The sequence below is a fragment of the Corynebacterium sp. genome (genome assembly GCF_012838985.1).
Taxonomy (GTDB): Bacteria; Actinomycetota; Actinomycetes; order Mycobacteriales; family Mycobacteriaceae; genus Corynebacterium.
Window position 1 is genome coordinate 1 of sequence record NZ_DUOE01000074.1, and the last position, 17016, is coordinate 17016.

Sequence of the window (17016 nt, forward strand, 5' to 3'; positions counted from 1 at the left end):
CCCGGGTTCCGGGCCGATGACGGCGACCCGTGGACGGGCACTGGTCATCACCGCCTGCCCCGCGATCCCGCGCAGTTCGCGGGCCACCGCGGGGTGCCGGGCGGCCAGGGCGTGGAGTTCGCCGGCGAGGAGGCGGGTGCGGACGTCGAGAAGCGGGACCTCGGGGAGCTCCGCGGGGAGCGCGGGCACCACGTGGAAGTGCTGCGGACCGGCCACCAGCCGCGCGCGGACCGCGGCGGGGAGCGGCCCGGGATGGACGAGGAGGACGGCGTCGACGGCCGTGGTGGTCACGGGCCAGCGGACGGAGACCTCCCGCACCGGCCAGGCGGGCAGCGGCACCGGGCCGTCGAGGGTGCAGGCGCCGAGGCGCGGCGGGCCGGTCAGTTCGAGGAGCACGCGGCGCAGGGCGAGACCCGCGGGGCAGCCGAAGTCACGCGCGTGCGCCCAGTCGGCCGCGCGGATGAACATGTCGGGTGTGTCCACCGGCCCTCCCCCGGGTGCCGCTGAAGCAGATACGCGACCATGATCACCCGGGGCCCCGGCGGGTGCAACAGGAGGCGGGTCCCGTGTGGACGGCCCCTCAGCAGAGCGGCCGGAAAATTGAAGTTTGACCACCACCGGGGGAGAATACGGGGGATGTCTAACTCTGATTTTTCCGATACCGCCCACGATGCCGACGACCGCGCGGAACGCCCCCTCGGCGACCTGCCCGCCGGCCGCCCGCTGCAGACCGATTTCGGCGACGACGGCCGCGACTACCCGCGCCTCGGCGCCGTGAGCTTCCGCCGCGGCACCCTCACCGACAACCAGGAGAAGCTCTGGGAGGAGAACTGGCCGCGCCTCGGCCGCGTCCTCGCCGATGAGCGTATCGACGTCGACGAGTGGTTCGGCCGCACCGGCGCCCGCACCATCCTCGAGATCGGTTCCGGCACCGGCACCTCCACCGCCGCGATGGCCCCGCTCGAGGCCGACACCAACGTCATCGCCGTCGAGCTGTACAAGCCCGGCCTGGCGAAGCTGCTCGGCGCGGTGGTGCGCGGCGGCATCGACAACATCCGCATGGTGCGCGGCGACGGCGTCGAGGTGCTCGCCCGGATGCTGCCGGAGGCCTCCCTCGACGGTGTCCGCATCTATTTCCCGGACCCGTGGCCCAAGGCGCGTCACCACAAGCGCCGCATCATCCAGACGGGCACGCTGCACCTCATCGCCACCCGTCTCAAGCCGGGTGGTGTGCTGCACGTGGCCACCGACCACGCCGACTACGCCGAGTGGATCACCGAGCTCGTCGACACCGAGCCGCTCCTCGAGTACAAGGGCTGGCCGTGGGCGGAGTGCCCGCAGCTGGTGGACCGCCAGGTCATCACCAAGTTCGAGGGCAAGGGTCTGGACAAGGACCACACCATCACCGAATTCCTCTGGCAGCGCACCGACGCCCCGGCGTCGGACGCGACCGCCTGATTTTCTTCTTAGAACCGAAAAGAGTTCCCCCGTGAGCGATCTTCACGAATCCACCCACCACTACGGTGCCCAGGACGCCCCCGGGCCGGAGAGCCTCCTGCTCGTCTGGGACGCCCCCAACCTGGACATGGGTCTGGGCGCCATCCTCGGTGGCCGTCCGACCGCCGCCTACCGTCCGCGTTTCGACGCCATCGGCCGCTGGCTGCTGGCCCGAGCGGGCAGGCTCTCCCACGAGACCGGCGGCCGGGTCGAGGCCGAGGCCACCGTCTTCACCAACGTCACCCCCGGTGGCGCGGACGTCGTCCGCCCGTGGGTGGAGGCGCTGCGTAACGTCGGTTTCGCCGTGTTCGCCAAGCCGAAGACGGACGAGGACTCCGACGTCGACCCGGACATGCTGGCGCACATCCGGCGTCGGCACGCGGAGGGCGTGCTCCGGGGGCTGGTCGTCGCCTCGGCGGACGGGCAGAACTTCAAGGAGACCATCGACGAGCTCATCGCCGAGGGTCTGCCGGTCACCGTCATCGGCTTCCACGAGCACGCCTCGTGGGCCGTGGCCTCCGACACGATCGAGTTCGTCGATCTGGAGGAGATCTCCGGCGTGTTCCGTGAGCCGCTGCCGCGCATCAGCCTCGACCAGCTGCCCGACGAGGGTGCCTGGCTGCAGCCCTTCCGCCCGCTGTCGGCGCTGCTCGCCGGCCGCAACCACTAGGAGGGCGGCTCATGTTCGAGAAGTGGGGACATTTCTCCTACCGCCACCGTCGTCTCGTCCCCGTGATCGTCATCGCGGCGATCCTGGCCGTCTACGTGCTCTTCGGGCTGAAGCTCGAGGACCGCATGAGCCAGGAGGGCTGGGACGACCCGGGCTCCAGTTCCACGACGGCCGCCGCCATCGAGCTGGAGACCTTCGGGCGCGACAACTCCGGTGACGTCATCCTGCTCTTCGAGTCGTCGGGGGGACGCCCCCTCAACGACCCGACGACGTTCGGGGCCCTGGCCTCCCACCTGGAGGAGCTCAAGGACGGTCACCCGGACGAGATCGCGCACGTCACCAGCTACTTCGACACCCGCAACGCGCAGCTGATCAACGACGACGGCACCCGTGCCTTCGCCGCGATCGGCCTGCGGGGTGACGGGGAGCAGACGCTCCGGGACTTCCGTGCCGTCGAGGACTCCCTCGTGCCCGCGGAACTGCCGGAGGGCGTGGAGGTCCGCGTCGCCGGTGCCACCGCCGTCGCCGACTCCCTCGACGACGGCATGGCCGGCGACATCGTCCGCGCGGAGGTCATCGCCCTGCCGCTGGTGGCGGTCCTGCTGCTGTTCGTGTTCGGTTCCGTCGTGGCGGCGTTCATGCCGCTCATCGTCGGTGTCCTGTCCATCGCCGGTTCCCTCGGCGTGCTCTCCGTGCTGGCGGGCATGGTGCAGGTCAACGTGTTCGCGCAGTCCGTGGTGACACTGCTGGGCCTGGGTCTGGCCATCGACTACGGCCTGTTCATGGTCTCCCGCTTCCGCGAGGAGCTGGACAAGGGGGCGGAGGTCCCCGACGCGGTGGGCACGACCACCGCCACGGCTGGCAAGACCGTGGTGTTCTCCGCGGCGATGGTCGCGGTGGCCCTGTCCGGCCTGCTGGTGTTCCCGCAGGCCTTCCTCAAGTCCGTGGCCTACGGCGCGATCTCCGCGGTGGGCCTGGCGGCCCTGCTGTCCGTGACGGTGCTGCCGGCGCTGTTCGGCATGCTCGGCCGCAACATCGACAAGTGGACCGTGCGACGCACGGAGCGCACCGCCCGCCGCCTGGAGGACACCATCTGGTTCCGCATCCCGGGCTGGGCGATGAAGCACGCCAAGCTGGTCACCGTCGGTGTGGTGGGCCTGCTCATCGCGCTCACCCTGCCGCTGACGGGCGTGAAGTTCGGCGGCATCAACGAGACCTACCTGCCGCCCTCCAACGCGGTCCGTGTCGCCCAGGACGACTTCAACGAGACCTTCCCGGCGTTCCGCACGGAGCCGGTCAAACTCGTGGTCACGGGGGCCAGCGAGCAGCAGCTCGTCGACATCTACGTCCAGGCCCGCGAGGTGACGGGGCTGAGTTCCCCGTTCACCCCGGACCACGGCACGGTCGACGGCACGACGGTGCTCTCCGCGGGCATCGAGGACCGTGAGCTCAACAGCTCCGTCGTCGAGCAGCTGCGGGCCCTCGACGTGCCGGAGGGGGTCGACGTCCACATCGGCGGCACCCCGGCCATGGAGATCGAGTCCATCGAGGCGCTCCTGGACAAGCTGCCGTGGATGGCCCTCTACATCGTGGTGGCCACGTTCATCCTCATGGCGCTGGTCTTCGGCTCGCTGATCCTGCCGGCGAAGGCGATCATCATGACCGTCCTCGGACTCGGTGCGACGCTGGGTGTCCTCACCGCGATGTTCGTCGACGGTGTCGGCGCGGGTCTGTTCAACTTCACGCCGGGTCCGCTGATGTCGCCGGTGCTGGTGCTCATCGTGGCGATCGTCTACGGCCTGTCGACGGACTACGAGGTGTTCCTCGTCTCCCGCATGGTCGAGGCCCGCGACCGTGGGCGCTCCACCGACGACGCCATCCGCTACGGCACAGCGCAGACCGGTTCCATCATCACGGCCGCCGCGCTCATCATGATCGTGGTGGCAGGGGCGTTCGGGTTCTCCGACATCGTCATGATGAAGTACATCGCCTTCGGCATGATCTTCGCCCTGGCCATCGACGCCACCATCATCCGCATGATGCTCGTCCCCGCGGTCATGCACCTGCTGCGCGAGGACAACTGGTGGGCGCCGGGCTTCGTGAAGAAGGCCTACGCGCGGATGGGCCACAGCGAGCAGCCCGGTGAACCGGAGGCGGCTGAGATCACCGAGATCACCGAGACCGCCGAGGTCACAGAGGTCACAGAGGACCCTGCGCCGGAGCCGGAGCCCGAGCCGGAACCCGCACCGCAGCCCCTCCCCGAGCCGGAGCCGGAGCCGGAACCGGTGGACGTCGATAAGCCCCTCGAAGGTGAACTCCTGCTCGATGACGCCGTCGTCGTCGACGATGACGAGGCCGCCCGGGGTGGCCGTACGACGGCGGAGGACGCTGAGCTGATCCCGTTCACGGAGCTCATGAAGCGCCTGGAGGCCGACCGCACCGGCCCCCGCAAACTGGAGGGCTGACATGCGGCGCTGGGTGCGGTGGCTCGCCCCGCTGGCGGTGCTCATCGTCCTGGCGCTGGTCTTCCGTGACCGGATGCCGTTCATCGGCGAGGGCGTGCGCCTGCTGCGCGACGCCTCGCCGTGGGGGGTGCTGGCCGCCGTGGTGGCGGCCCTCGCGTCGATCGCCGCGATGGCGGAGGTCATGCGCCTGCTTCTCGACGCCGGCGGCACCCCCGTCCCCCTCCGCCGCACCGCCGCCATCACCCTGGCGTCCAACTCCTGGTCGACCTCCCTGCCGGGTGGTCCGGCGTTCTCCGCGGTGCTGACCTATCAGGTGCAGCGTGGGTGGGGTGCGTCGCGGCTGCTGTGCGGCTGGTTCTTCGTGCTGTCGTCGGCGGTGTCGACGATGTGGCTGGTGGTCATCGGCGTGGCGGGGGTGTTCTTCCTCGGGGCGGACGTCAACGTGTGGTCGCTGCTGCTCACCCTCGTGCTGATGACGGCGCTGTCGTGGGCGGTGTGGTGGGCGGCCAACCACCCGGCCGCCCTGGAGCGGTGGGCCCGTATCCTGCTGCCGCGGCTCAACCGGCTGCTGGGCCGCGCACCGGAGCAGGGTGTCGAGGCCGCCGTCGGCCAGATCCACCAGCTCGAGTCGGTGCACCTGGGTCCGGGACGTTTCAGCCTGGTGGCGGGCTGGTCGCTGCTCAACCGGGTCTTCGACGCGCTGACGCTGTTCCTGTGCGTGTGGGCGGTGACGGGGTCGGTGCCGGCGGTGGCGGGGGTGCTGCTCGCCTACACCACCGCGAAGCTGGCGGGTTCCGCGCAGGTGACCCCGGGTGGGCTGGGGACGGTGGAGGCGGCGGTCATCGCCACGCTCGTGGCGGCGGGGATGACGGCCGTCGACGCGACCGCCGCGGCCGTGGTCTACCGCCTGGTGTCCTTCGCGCTCATCACGGTGATCGGCTGGGTCGTGTACTTCCTGTACTACGCACGTCGGGGTGTCCGCGCGTCCACGGGTTAGTGTGGGGGCATGAAGAGGTCCACCGCACTCATCGTCGACATCATCGCCATCGCCGTGTTCGCGCTCCTGGCGCGCATCGCCCACCAGACCGACACCATGCCACTCAACGTCGCCGGCTGGCTGTCCACGTGGTGGCCGTTCCTGCTGGGCGTGCTCGTCTCCTGGGGCCTGTTCGTGGCCCTCAAGCTCGACGGGCACCGGGTGTTCCCGGCGGGCATCCTCGGTTGGGTCGTGACGGTGGCCGTGGGCCTGGGCATCTGGTCCTTCCGCAACGGGGCGGTCCCCCACTGGTCCTTCGTGCTGGTGGCCACGGTGATGTCCGGTCTGCTCATGCTGGGCTGGCGTGCGGTGGCCCGTTTCGCCGTGCGGAGGCAGCCCGCCTGACGGTTCAGCGGGCACTGTACAGTTCAGTGCATGCTGAACAGTGACCCGCGTCTGGACGTGATGAACAGGCTCGGCCGCGCCATGGCCGACGCCACCCGTTCCCGCATCCTCCTGAAGCTTCTCGACGCCCCCTCCTACCCCGGCGACATCGCCACCACCCTGGGGCTCACCCGCGCCAACGTGTCGAACCACCTGGCCTGCCTCCGTGGCTGCGGCATCGTCGCCGCCACCCCGGAGGGCCGGCGCACCCGCTACGACATCGCCGACGCCCACCTGGCCCACGCCCTGACCGCGCTGCTGGACACCACCCTCGCGGTCGATGCGTCCGTCCCCTGCCTGGACCCCTCCTGCGAGGTCGCGGGGTGTGGGTCATGAGCGCCTGCGGCTGCTCCCATGAGGAGGAGGTCACCCTCGACCGCCCCGCGGACCTCACCCCCTGGTGGCAGGACCGGGCCATGCTCATCCCGGCGCTGTCCGGCCTGACGCTGCTGCTGGGACTGCTCTTCGGGTGGCTCGGCGCCGGGCTTCCCGCGCAGGTGCTCTTCTGGCTCTCCCTGCTGCTGGGCGCCTCCCAGTTCGTGCCCGGGGCCCTGCGTGGCCTGCTCGGGGAGCGCCGCCTGGGCATCGGCCTGCTCATGACCGTCTCCGCGCTGGGCGCCGTCCTCCTCGGCCACGTCGAGGAGGCCGCCGCCCTGGCCTTCCTCTACTCCATCGCCGAGGCCCTGGAGGACCGCGCGATGGACAAGGCCCGCAACGGCCTGCGCGCCCTGCTCACCCTCCTCCCCGAGACCGCCACCGTGCTGGTCGGCGGGGTGGCGCGGGAGGTGGGCGTAGAGACTCTGCGTCCCGGGGATCGCCTCCGCCTGGCGGCGGGTGAGCGGCTGGCCACCGACGGCGTCGTGGTCACCGGCCGCAGCAGCATGGACACCTCCGCCATCACGGGCGAGTCCATCCCCGTGGACGTCGGCCCCGGGGACCGCGTGCTCGCCGGCGCGATCAACTCCTCCGGTGTCCTGGAGGTCGAGGCCACCGCCCCCGGCACCGACAACTCCCTGACCACCGTGGTCACCCTCGTCCAGGAGGCGCAGGAGAGGAAGGGCGACCGGGCCCGCCTCGCCGACCGCATCGCCCGCCCCCTCGTGCCCGGCGTGCTCATCCTGGCGCTGCTCGTCGCGGCCCTCGGCTCACTGCTCGGGGATCCGGCCGTGTGGATCGAACGCGCCCTGGTCGTGCTGGTGGCGGCCTCCCCGTGCGCCATCGCGATCTCCGTGCCCGTCACGGTCGTCTCCGCCATCGGCGCGGCCAGCCGTTTCGGCGTGGTCTTCCGCTCCGGGGCCGCCTTCGAGGAGCTCGGCGCCGTCCGTCACGTCGCGGTGGACAAGACCGGCACACTCACCCGCAACCGGCCCACCGTCACCGAGGTGCTCACCTTCGACGCCACCCGTGCCGACGTCCTCGCCTGGGCGGGTGCCCTGGAGGCCCACAGCACACACCCCCTGGCCACGGCCATCACCGCCGCCGGTGCACCCGCCCCCGCCACCGCGGTCCGGGAGACCGCCGGCCACGGCATCACCGGGCTCGTCGACGGCGTCCCCGTCACCGTCGGCTCACCGCGCTGGCTCGATGCCGGCCCCCTCATCCCCGTGGTCGCGGACCTGGAGGAACGCGGCATGACCGTCGTCATCGTGGAACACGGCGGCCGCGTGGTGGGTGCCATCGGCGTGCGCGACGAGCTGCGCCCCGAGGCACCCGAGGTCATCTCCACACTGCGTGCCGACGGCCTCGGCGTCACCATGCTCACCGGCGACAACGCACGCACCGCCCACGCCCTGGCGGCGGACGCCGGGATCACCGACGTCCGCGCCGAGCTGCGCCCCGCGGACAAGTCCGCGGCCGTGTCCGCCCTGCCCGGCCCCGTCGCCATGGTCGGTGACGGCATCAACGACGCCCCCGCCCTCGCCACCGCCGACATCGGCATCGCCGTCGGCGCCACCGGGTCGGACGCCGCCGTCGAGTCCGCGGACCTCGCCGTCACCGGCGATGACCTGCGCGCCATCCCCCGCGCCCTGCGCCACGCCCGCCGCGGCCGCCGGATCATCGACCAGAACATCGCCCTGTCACTGCTCATCATCCTCATCCTCCCGCCGCTGGCCGTCACCGGCGTGCTGGGCCTGGCTGCGGTGGTGCTCATCCACGAGATCGCCGAGGTCATCGTCATCATCAACGGACTGCGGGCGGGACGGCTGGAGACGGACTGACGCCGGAAAGCACGAACCGCCCTGCCCGCCGGGGAGGCGGACAGGGCGGTGGAGCCTGCGGGAGACTAGGCGACGCTGGACAGCGTGTGGGTCAGCTGGTTGGCGATCATGATGACTAGGTTGATGATGTCGCCGAAGAGGTCAACTGCGGTGCTCAGCATGGTGTGGTTCTCCTAGAAGGTGAGTGACGATCAGTTCAGTGGGTACATCGTGCCACAGTGACCATTTCGTTACATAAACGGCGGGCCACGTGGCCGCTACAGCCGCCACAGCCACTACATCGGCATGATCGTGTGCTTCTTCGGCAGATCCTCCTCCACCTTCGTCGCCATCTGCCGCAGCGCCCGGCGCAGCGCCAGGCGGGTGTCCCGCGGCTGGATCATCGCGTCGAGGTACCCCCGCTCCGCGGCGACGTAGGGGCTGGTCATGTTCTCGTCGTAGAAGTCCATGAAGATCTTCTTCAGGTAGTCCCGCTGCTCCGGCGGGGCCGCCTCCAGCTGCTTGCCCTGGATCATGACGACGGCCGCCGCGGAACCCATCACCGCGATCTGGGCGGTCGGCCACGCCAGGTTGATGTCACCGGTGAGGTTCTTCGAGCCCATGACGGCGTACGCGCCGCCGTAGGCCTTGCGCACGATGAGCGTGACCTTCGGCACCGTTGCCTCCACGAGGGCGAAGGCCAGCTTCGCACCACGGTGGATGAGGCCCGCCTTCTCCTGCTCCACACCCGGCAGGTAGCCCGGGGTGTCCACGACGAAGACCAGCGGGATGTTGTAGGCGTCGCAGATGCGGATGAAACGCGCACCCTTGTCCGCGGCGTCCGCGTCGATGCAGCCCGCGAAGTGCATGGGGTTGTTGGCGACGAAACCGACCGCGCGGCCGTCGATACGCCCGAACGCGGTGATGAGGTTCGGAGCGTAGTTCGGCTGGATCTCCACGAGGTCCTCGTCGTCGCCGAGCAGCGGCAGCAGATCGAGCATGTCGTAGCCGGCGTTGGAGTCGTCCGGCATGAAGTCGTCGAGCTCCGCCTCGTCCGAGACGTCCTCGTCGGAGGGCGCGGCGAAGACCGGGGCCGGGTCATGGCAGGTCAGCGGCAGGTGGTCCAGCAGGTCACGGACGAAGTCGAAGGCCTCCTCCTCGCTGGCGAGCACCGCGGAGATGTTGCCGTTGAGCTCCTGCTGACGTGCGCCACCCAGCTCAGCCGAAGTGACGTCCTCACCGGTGACCTCCCGGATGACCGCGGGGCCGGTGACGTACATCTCGGTCTGACCGTCCACGGCGATGACGAAGTCGGTGGTCACCGGGGCGTACACGGCGCCACCGGCGGACTTGCCCAGCATGATCGAGATCTGCGGGCTGCGGCCCGACAGCGGCAGCTGACGGCGCGAGATCTCCGAGTACATCGCCAGCGACGTCACCGCGTCCTGGATGCGGGCACCGCCCGAGTCCTGGATGCCGATGATCGGGCAGCCGATCTTGATGGCCATCTCCATGACCTCCACGACCTTGCGGCCGAAGGTCTCGCCGACGGAACCGCCGTAGACGGTCTTGTCGTGCGCGTAGATGCACACCGGGCGGCCGTCGATGCGGCCGTAACCGGTGACCACGCCGTCGGAGTAGACGGCGTCCTCCACACCGGGGGTCTTGGCGAGGGCGCCGATCTCGGTGAAGGAGCCTTCGTCGAGAAGCGCGTTGATGCGCTCACGCGGGGTCGTCTGACCGGCCTCGTCGCGCCGTGCGCGGGCGCGTTCACTGCCGGGGTCACGGGCCCGGTCGAGGCGGGCCCGCAAGTCAGCGAGCTTGTCGGCGGTGGACGTGTCAGTCACAGATCACTCCAGTTCATCGATCCGCTTGGCCATGTGGGCTCCGACGACGCCGATCGCGGGCTCGTCGGGCACTGCGAGGTGATCGCCCTTGAGCTGGACGATGTCAAGGTCGTCCACGATAGCCGACCAGCCACCGTCCGGGTCAATGTGGGCGTAACGCGGCTCCAGCTCAATGGCGCCGTCGTGCATGCGCTCGGCGCGGAAGAGCACGACCGGGAGCTGGACCTCGGCCCAGCGGTGGAAGTCGAGCTTGTCCAGGATGCGGTTGTCCACGAAGCTGGCGCGCTGGTGCTCCAGGACGCCGGCCGCGAGGCCGTGCTCGGAGGCGTCGGTGGTGGCGAGGAACTGCTCGAGCATGCCGAGCATGGCCTCCTCACCGGCGGTCTCCAGGAGCTCGTAGGGCACCGGGAAGTCGAGTCCGTAGGTCTTCTTCGCGAACTCGCTGTAGCGCTGCCAGCGGGCCTTGGTCTCCTCCATGGTGTCCGGGATCTGCTCGGAGGGCTGGACCGTGTCGAGCAGCGCGATGTACGCGACCTCAACGTCGGTGTCCTTGAGCTGGTGCGCGACCTCGTAGGCCAGGGCGCCACCGAAGGACCAGCCGCCGAGGACCACGGGGCGGCCGTCGGAGTACTCACGGATCTCGTCGATGTAGGCGGCGGCCCGCTCCTCGAGGGTGCCCTCCAGTCGCTCGACGCCGTAGACCGGGACGTCCTCCGGGAGTCGGCGGGTCAGCGGCAGGAACACCACGGACGAACCACCGGCCGGGTGGAACATGAACACGCTCGGCTTCGTGGAGCCCTCGGGGCGGGCCCGCAGGACGCGGATGTTGCCCTCGACCTCGGTCTCCAGGGCGTCGCGCACGATGTTGGCCAGCGGCTCGAGGGTCTCGCAGGCGAGCACCTGCTCCGCCTCGATCTCCCTGCCGACGCGGTCCGAGAGGCGCTCCGCGATCTCCTTCGCGACGTCCTCCGTGATCTCCGGCAGCGTGCTCGTCACACCGGCCGGGGCCTTCCCGGTGATGCCGGCCCAGGTGCCGAACACCATGCGCTCGGCGGCGTCACGCGGGGCGACGCCGACACCCTGCGGGGCGTCCCCGGCGGGGAGCTCCCCAGCCTCGCGGACCTCGGTCTCCGCCTCCTCAACGTCCTCGACGGACACGACCGGCTCGAGCAGGGAGGTGCCCTCGCTCTTCGCGGCGACGGCCTCCTCGACGATGCGGACGACGTCGGCGACGGAGGCGTCACGCAGTGCCTGGACCTGCAGCGGCGGGATCTGGAAGTCGTTCTCCACGCGGTTCTTGATGCGCATGCCCATGAGGGAGTCCAGGCCGAGGTCGATGAGCGGCAGCTCGCGCGGCAGGTCGTCGACGTCGTAGCCCATGGACTCGGAGACGATGGCGCGGAGGCGGTCCTCCACGGTCTCGCCGGAGGACGGATCCCAGCGGACCTCCTCGATGTCGAGGTCGTCGCCGGTGGTCTCCACGGTCAGCTCCGGGCCGGCCTGCGGGGCCTGCACGCCCGGCACGGTGCTCGGGGCGCCCAGTGCCAGGGAGGTGGCGAAGCCCTCGGCCAGCAGCGTGGTGGTGCCGGCCTCGGAGACGCTGTGGACGGTGAGGGTCACGCCACCGATGGAGCGGGTGACCACGGTGGTGATGTCGCCGTTGACCGGCAGCATCGCGTGCTCCTCGGCGGCGACGAGCTGCGCGCCCGGCTGGACGGCCTCGGCGGCGCGCTCGAGCAGCGCCAGTGCGGACGGCACCTCGTCGGCGGTGGTGGCGAAGGCCACGACACCGTTGGGCAGGGTGACGCGCTGGCCCGGCAGGTCTGCGGCGCGGTGGCTGGCGGGGCGGGCGTTGGTCCAGAAACGCTGGTGCTTCCACGTGATGTGCGGGGCCGGGATGACCTCGCCCGGGCCGTGGACCAGGGAGAAGTCGATCGGGGCGCCGGCGGCGTAGAGCTTGGCCAGCAGGTCGCGCAGGGCATCGACCTCGCCGACCTTGCGCTTGAGGGCGAAGAGCAGCTGCGCATCCGGCTTACCGACGGAGAACGCGGTGTTCATCATGCCCATGATCGCGACCGGGTTCGGGGCGATCTCGACGAGCGTGGTGTGGCCGTTCGCGAAGGCCTGCTCGGTGGCGTCCTGGAAGTAAACGGCCTGGCGGGTCATGCGCAGCCAGTAGTCAGTGTCGTGGACGGTCTCACCCGGCTGGTGGATGACGCCGCGGTCCACCGAGCTGATCAGCGGGGTGTGCAGCGGGGTCGGGGTGATGCCGGCGGTCTCGAAACCGAGCTCGCCGAGCAGCGGCTCGACGGCCGAGGTGTGGCCGGCGCCCTTGACGTTGAGGAGGCGGGCGAACCTGCCCTCCCCCTCGAGCTTCTCGACGAGCGCCGTGACCTGCTCCCGCGGACCACCCACGGTGGTCATGCCGGGGCCGGCGTAGACGGCGGGCTCGATGTCCGCGAAGGACTCCTCCGCGTTGAGCTCCTCCAGTGCCTCGGTGGACAGCTCCACGACGGCCATCGCGCCGAGCTGGTCCTCGGGCAGGGACTTCTCGCCCTCGCCCATGAGGCGGGCGCGGTGGCAGGCGATCTGCATGGCGTCGTCGGCGGAGAGGCCGCCGGCGGCGTAGGCCGCGGCGATCTCACCCATGGACATGCCCATGACGGCGGCCGGCTTCGCGCCGAAGGCGGCGAGCAGGTCGGTCAGCGCGATCTGGATGGCGGTGATGGCGACCTGGGCGGTCTCGGTGTCGTAGGTCTGCTCGTCGTCGTTGACGATCTCGAGGACGGACCAGCCGGACTCGAACTGGACGCGCTCGTCGAGCTCCTCCAGGCGGGCGCGGAACAGCGGCGACGCGGCGACGAGCTCCTTGACCATGAGGCGGTGCTGGGAGCCGAAGCCGGAGTAGACGAAGACCGGGCCCACCGCGGAGGGGGCGTCGGCGGCGGTGATGCCGACCGAGACCTTGCCCTCGGCGACCTGGCGCAGGCGCTTGACCGCGTCGGCGACGTTGTCGGCGGTGACGACGGCACGGGACCGGCCGTGGTTGCGGCCGGCGAGGGAGCGGGCCACCGGCACCAGGTCGGTGTCGGGGCGCTCCTCGAGGAAGTCGGCGAGGTCGGCGGCCGCCTGCCGACGACGCGACGGCAGCAGGCCGCTCACCGGCAGCAGCACGGCGTTCGGGTGCTCGGCGTCGGGCAGCTGGGCCTCGGCGGGTGCGGGGGCCTCCTCCCCCTCGGCCGGGGCGTAGTCGGCGGCGTCGAAGGAGCTGACGACCAGGTGGGCGTTGGTGCCGCCGAAACCGAAACCGGAGACACCGGCGATCCGGCGCCCGGAGTACTCGGGCCACTCGCGCGGGTCCTCGACGACCTCGAGGCGCTCGGCGTCGAAGTCGATGTAGCGGTTCGGGCCGGCGTAGTGCAGGGACGGCGGGATGACGCCGTTGCGGATCGACTGGACGACCTTGATCAGGCCGGCGGCACCGGCCGCGGACTCGGAGTGGCCGATGTTGGACTTCACGGAGCCCAGCAGCGTCGGGCGGGACATCTCCCGGCCCTCACCGAGGACGGCACCCAGTGCGGTGGCCTCGATGGGGTCACCGAGGATGGTGCCGGTGCCGTGGGCCTCGACGTAGTCGACCTCGGTCGGGTCGATGCCGGCGTCGGCGTAGGCGCGGGCCAGGACGTCGATCTGGGCGTCCGGGTTCGGGGCGGTCAGTCCGTTGGAGTGACCGTCGGAGTTGACCGCGGAACCCTTGATGACCGCGAGGATCCGGTCGCCGTCGGCAAGCGCATCAGCGACCCGCTTGAGCACGACGATGCCCGCACCGTCGGAGCGGATGAAACCGTCGGCGTCGTCGGAGAAGGCGTGGATGTGTCCGGTCGGGCTGAGCACGCCCAGCTCACCGAAGGCCGTGGTGACGAACGGGGAGGCCAGGATGTTGACGCCACCGGCGAGCGCCACGTCGGCGTCGCCCTCACGCAGGGCACGCACCGCCTGGTGGATGGCCACCAGGGAGGAGGAGCAGGCGGTGTCCACGTTGACGGACGGGCCGCGGAAGTCGAAGGCGTAGGAGATGCGGTTCGGGATGATCGAGCTCGCGGTACCGGTCAGCGCATAGGGGTGCGCCTCGGCCGGGTCCGCGGTGATGAGCATCCCGTAGTCGTTGTTCGAGGAACCGAGGAAGACACCCACCGGCTCACCGCGGAGGGTGTTCGGCGGGATGTGCGCGTCCTCGAGGGCCTCCCAGGCGACCTCGAGCATGATGCGCTGCTGCGGGTCCATGTTGGCGGCCTCGAGCGGGGAGAGTCCGAAGAACTCGGCGTCGAAGTTCGCCAGGTCGTCCAGGTAACCGCCGGTCAGCGGCTGCTCCGCCATCTTGGCGGCCATGGTCTCCTCGGCGGAGTACTCGGACCATCGGCCGATGGGCAGCGCACCGGTGCCGTCCCGGCCCTCGACGAGCATGGACCAGTAGGCGTCCAGGTCACCGGCACCCGGGAAACGGCCGGCCATGCCCACGACGGCGATGTCGTGGGTGCCGGGGGTCTGCGCCTGACCGGAGAGACCGGCGTGGCGGGAACGCGGACGGGAGCGCTCACGGGAGGCGGGCTCACCGTCGATGAGACGCTGGGCCAGCGCCTGGATCGTCGGGTACTCGTAGGCGACGGTCGCGTCGAGCTGGATGCCCAGGAGGTTCTCCAGCTCGCCGGACATGACGACCGCGTCACGCGACGAGAGTCCGAAGTTCTCCATGGGCTTGGTGTCGGTGACCTCGTCGGGTGACAACCCGGTCACTTCCACAACCCAGTTGCGGAGCCATCCGCGGAGCTGCTCGACGGTCATCGAGGCGGGTGCCTGGCTCTCAGTCATCTACGCGGTCTTCCTTTTCCTGCAGTGGTACAGCACGGTGCTATTCATCCGGAACTCTATCGCCCGTGTAAATACTTCCGTTACATGTCCCTGGTGGATGACCCCGGAGGGCCACCCCTGCTAGCTGCGCTCAGCCAGGTAGGACTTCTGGATGACGCGACGGGCAATCTTGCCGGCGGAGGACCGCTGGATCTCGTTCGGGCCCACGAAACGGATGTCCGCCGGGGTGACGCCGTGGGCGGAGGTGACCGCACCACGGATCTTCTCGACGGCCTCCGCGTCACCGGACTCGTCGGCCTTGTCATCGCGCTCGATGACGAGGACGAGCTGCTCGGTGGACTCGGCGGCGTCGTCGTCGGCCATGACCGAGAACGCGGCGACGGAGTCCGAGCGGACGTGGTCGGAGGCGTTCATGACGGTGTACTCGATGTCCTGCGGGTAGTGGTTGCGGCCCGCGATGACGATGAGGTCCTTGAGACGGCCGGTGATGTAGGTCTCGCCGTCGACGATGGCGCCCAGGTCACCGGTGGCCATCCAGCCGTCGTCGGGCATGCCCTCGGCGCGGGACTCCGGCAGACGCTCACCCAGGGTGTTGGCGAAGGTCTCGGCGGTCTCCTCCTCGCGGCCCAGGTAGCCGGCGGCGAGGTTGTCGCCCTTGACCCAGAGCTCACCGATCTGGCCGTCGGGAAGCTCGGCGCGGGTCTCCGGGTCGACGATGGTCAGCGCCTGCGGGCGCACGACCTGACCGTTGGATGCGAAGGCGACGGCCAGCTCGGAGTCCTTCTCCACGAACTCGACGACACCCTCGGCCAGCTTGTCGCGGTCGAAGTAGGAGATGAGCGGGCGCTCCTTGGTCTGCGGGGTGGTCACCAGCAGGGAGGCCTCCGCCAGACCGTAGGACGGGCGCAGGACGGTGTCCTCCAGGCCGTGGGGGCCGAAGGCGGCGCGGAAGGAGTCGAGGGCCTTCTCGGTGATCGGCTCGGAGCCGATGATGATGCCGTCGAGGGCGGACAGATCGAGGGTCTCGCCCTCCTTCGGGGTGCCGTAGCGGGCGGCCAGCTCGAGCGCGAAGTTCGGGATGACGGTGTAGACGGACACGCCCTCGTCGGTGTCGCGGCGGTTGAGCTGGTCGACCCAGCGCTTCGGCTGCTGGATGAAGTCACGCGGGGACATGATCTCGTTCGGCAGGCCCAGGATGGTGACGAACAGGGCCAGGATGATGCCCATGTCGTGGTGCAGCGGCAGCCAGGACACCAGACGCAGCGGGGTGCGCAGGCGGGCGGCGGTGAAGATCTGCAGCACGTTGGTGAGGATGGAGCGGTTGGTCAGCTGCACGCCGGCCGGCACGCGGGTGGAACCGGAGGTGTACTGCAGGAACGCGGGCTGGTCGACCGGCATGGTCGACATGGACGCCATGAGCTGCTGACCCTGCAGGGTCATCATCGGGTTCATGTAGGAGGCGGCCAGGGTGTCCGGCAGGGAGTCCACCGACAGGATGCGGGGACGCTCACGGGAGGGCAGCTCCGCGAAGTGCTCGCGGACCGCGGCGGCGGAACCGGAGTTGGTGAGCACGAAGGAGGGCTCACAGTCGGCGAAGACGGCCTTGAGGTGGTCCGCGTGGCCCGGCTCGGACGGGTCGTAGAGCGGGACCGGGGTCATGCCGGCGTAGAGCGCGCCGATGAAGCCGAAGATGTACTCCGGGGAGTTGTTGGCCAGGATGGCGACGCGGTCACCGATCTTGCCCACCTGCTGCAGACGCGCGGCGACGGCCTTGATGCGGGTGTTGATCTCGGTGCGGGTGAAGTCGACCGGGGTTCCCTCGCGGGATTCGGAGAAGTCCCAGAAACGCAGGCACTGTCGCTCACCGCCGCCGAGCTGCAGGTCACCCTGGTACATCAGCTCCGCGAGACCCGCGAGGGTCAGCTGGGGTGCCAGGACGATCTCGCCCTTGTCGTTGAAGAACTGGCTCATCGCCGCTTGCAGGTCCATGCTTCTCCTTTGGTGTACCCGCTGGTCATTGGTGCGGGCGTGATGTTTCTCAGCGCTAATC

Annotated in this window: 10 protein-coding genes and 1 pseudogene; 7 read left to right on the forward strand and 4 right to left on the reverse strand. The window is 70.2% G+C overall.

Annotated features, from left to right (window positions below):
* Window positions 1-483 (reverse strand): annotated as a pseudogene (locus GXZ33_RS04385) (hypothetical protein); the annotation flags it as partial.
* A gap of 153 nt (window positions 484-636) precedes the next feature.
* Between GXZ33_RS04385 and trmB the strand changes: the two are divergent.
* From trmB to GXZ33_RS04420, 7 genes are read left to right on the forward strand one after another with little or no spacing between them, the layout of a single operon-like run.
* Window positions 637-1458 (forward strand): tRNA (guanosine(46)-N7)-methyltransferase TrmB, encoded by an 822-nt coding sequence (gene trmB / locus GXZ33_RS04390; RefSeq protein ID WP_291339668.1) that lies wholly within the window; start codon window positions 637-639, stop codon window positions 1456-1458.
* A 31-nt stretch (window positions 1459-1489) separates the two neighbouring features.
* Window positions 1490-2167, forward strand: coding sequence for an NYN domain-containing protein (locus GXZ33_RS04395; RefSeq protein WP_291339669.1), 678 nt, complete (start codon window positions 1490-1492; stop codon window positions 2165-2167).
* A gap of 11 nt (window positions 2168-2178) precedes the next feature.
* Complete coding sequence (locus GXZ33_RS04400) at window positions 2179-4632, forward strand: MMPL family transporter (RefSeq protein WP_291339670.1); 2454 nt, start codon at window positions 2179-2181, stop codon at window positions 4630-4632.
* A gap of 1 nt (window position 4633) precedes the next feature.
* The gene (locus GXZ33_RS04405) at window positions 4634-5629 is read left to right on the forward strand and encodes a YbhN family protein (RefSeq protein WP_291339671.1); all 996 of its coding nucleotides are present in this window, start codon (window positions 4634-4636) and stop codon (window positions 5627-5629) included.
* 9 nt (window positions 5630-5638) lie between these two features.
* The gene (locus tag GXZ33_RS04410) at window positions 5639-6013 is read left to right on the forward strand and encodes a DUF3054 domain-containing protein (protein ID WP_291339672.1); all 375 of its coding nucleotides are present in this window, start codon (window positions 5639-5641) and stop codon (window positions 6011-6013) included.
* A gap of 30 nt (window positions 6014-6043) precedes the next feature.
* Window positions 6044-6388, forward strand: coding sequence for a metalloregulator ArsR/SmtB family transcription factor (locus GXZ33_RS04415; RefSeq protein ID WP_291339673.1), 345 nt, complete (start codon window positions 6044-6046; stop codon window positions 6386-6388).
* A complete protein-coding gene (locus tag GXZ33_RS04420) occupies window positions 6385-8271 on the forward strand; it encodes a cation-translocating P-type ATPase (protein ID WP_291339674.1) in 1887 nt (628 codons plus the stop codon). The genes GXZ33_RS04415 and GXZ33_RS04420 overlap by 4 nt, the downstream gene beginning before the upstream one ends.
* 275 nt (window positions 8272-8546) lie before the next feature.
* Here the strand turns inward: GXZ33_RS04420 and GXZ33_RS04425 are convergent, their stop codons facing one another.
* The 3 genes from GXZ33_RS04425 to GXZ33_RS04435 form a co-directional block, all read right to left on the reverse strand.
* The gene (locus tag GXZ33_RS04425) at window positions 8547-10097 is read right to left on the reverse strand and encodes an acyl-CoA carboxylase subunit beta (protein WP_291339675.1); all 1551 of its coding nucleotides are present in this window, start codon (window positions 10095-10097) and stop codon (window positions 8547-8549) included.
* Between the two features lie 3 nt (window positions 10098-10100).
* Complete coding sequence (pks13, locus tag GXZ33_RS04430; RefSeq protein WP_291339676.1) at window positions 10101-14966, reverse strand: polyketide synthase Pks13; 4866 nt, start codon at window positions 14964-14966, stop codon at window positions 10101-10103.
* Window positions 14967-15086: 120 nt separating this feature from the next.
* On the reverse strand, window positions 15087-16955 hold the full coding sequence (locus tag GXZ33_RS04435; protein ID WP_291339677.1) for a FadD32-like long-chain-fatty-acid--AMP ligase: 1869 nt from the start codon (window positions 16953-16955) through the stop codon (window positions 15087-15089).
* Window positions 16956-17016 lie beyond the last annotated feature (61 nt).

What these genes read in the sequence shown, in the direction of transcription:
- trmB (WP_291339668.1), top strand. Translation starts at nt 637, where the DNA reads ATGTCTAACTCTGATTTTTCCGATACCGCCCACGATGCCGACGACCGC.
- GXZ33_RS04400 (WP_291339670.1), top strand. Translation starts at nt 2,179, where the DNA reads ATGTTCGAGAAGTGGGGACATTTCTCCTACCGCCACCGTCGTCTCGTC.
- GXZ33_RS04405 (WP_291339671.1), top strand. Translation starts at nt 4,634, where the DNA reads ATGCGGCGCTGGGTGCGGTGGCTCGCCCCGCTGGCGGTGCTCATCGTC.
- GXZ33_RS04410 (WP_291339672.1), top strand. Translation starts at nt 5,639, where the DNA reads ATGAAGAGGTCCACCGCACTCATCGTCGACATCATCGCCATCGCCGTG.
- GXZ33_RS04415 (WP_291339673.1), top strand. Translation starts at nt 6,044, where the DNA reads ATGCTGAACAGTGACCCGCGTCTGGACGTGATGAACAGGCTCGGCCGC.
- GXZ33_RS04420 (WP_291339674.1), top strand. Translation starts at nt 6,385, where the DNA reads ATGAGCGCCTGCGGCTGCTCCCATGAGGAGGAGGTCACCCTCGACCGC.
- pks13 (WP_291339676.1), bottom strand. Translation starts at nt 14,966, where the DNA reads ATGACTGAGAGCCAGGCACCCGCCTCGATGACCGTCGAGCAGCTCCGC.
- GXZ33_RS04435 (WP_291339677.1), bottom strand. Translation starts at nt 16,955, where the DNA reads ATGGACCTGCAAGCGGCGATGAGCCAGTTCTTCAACGACAAGGGCGAG.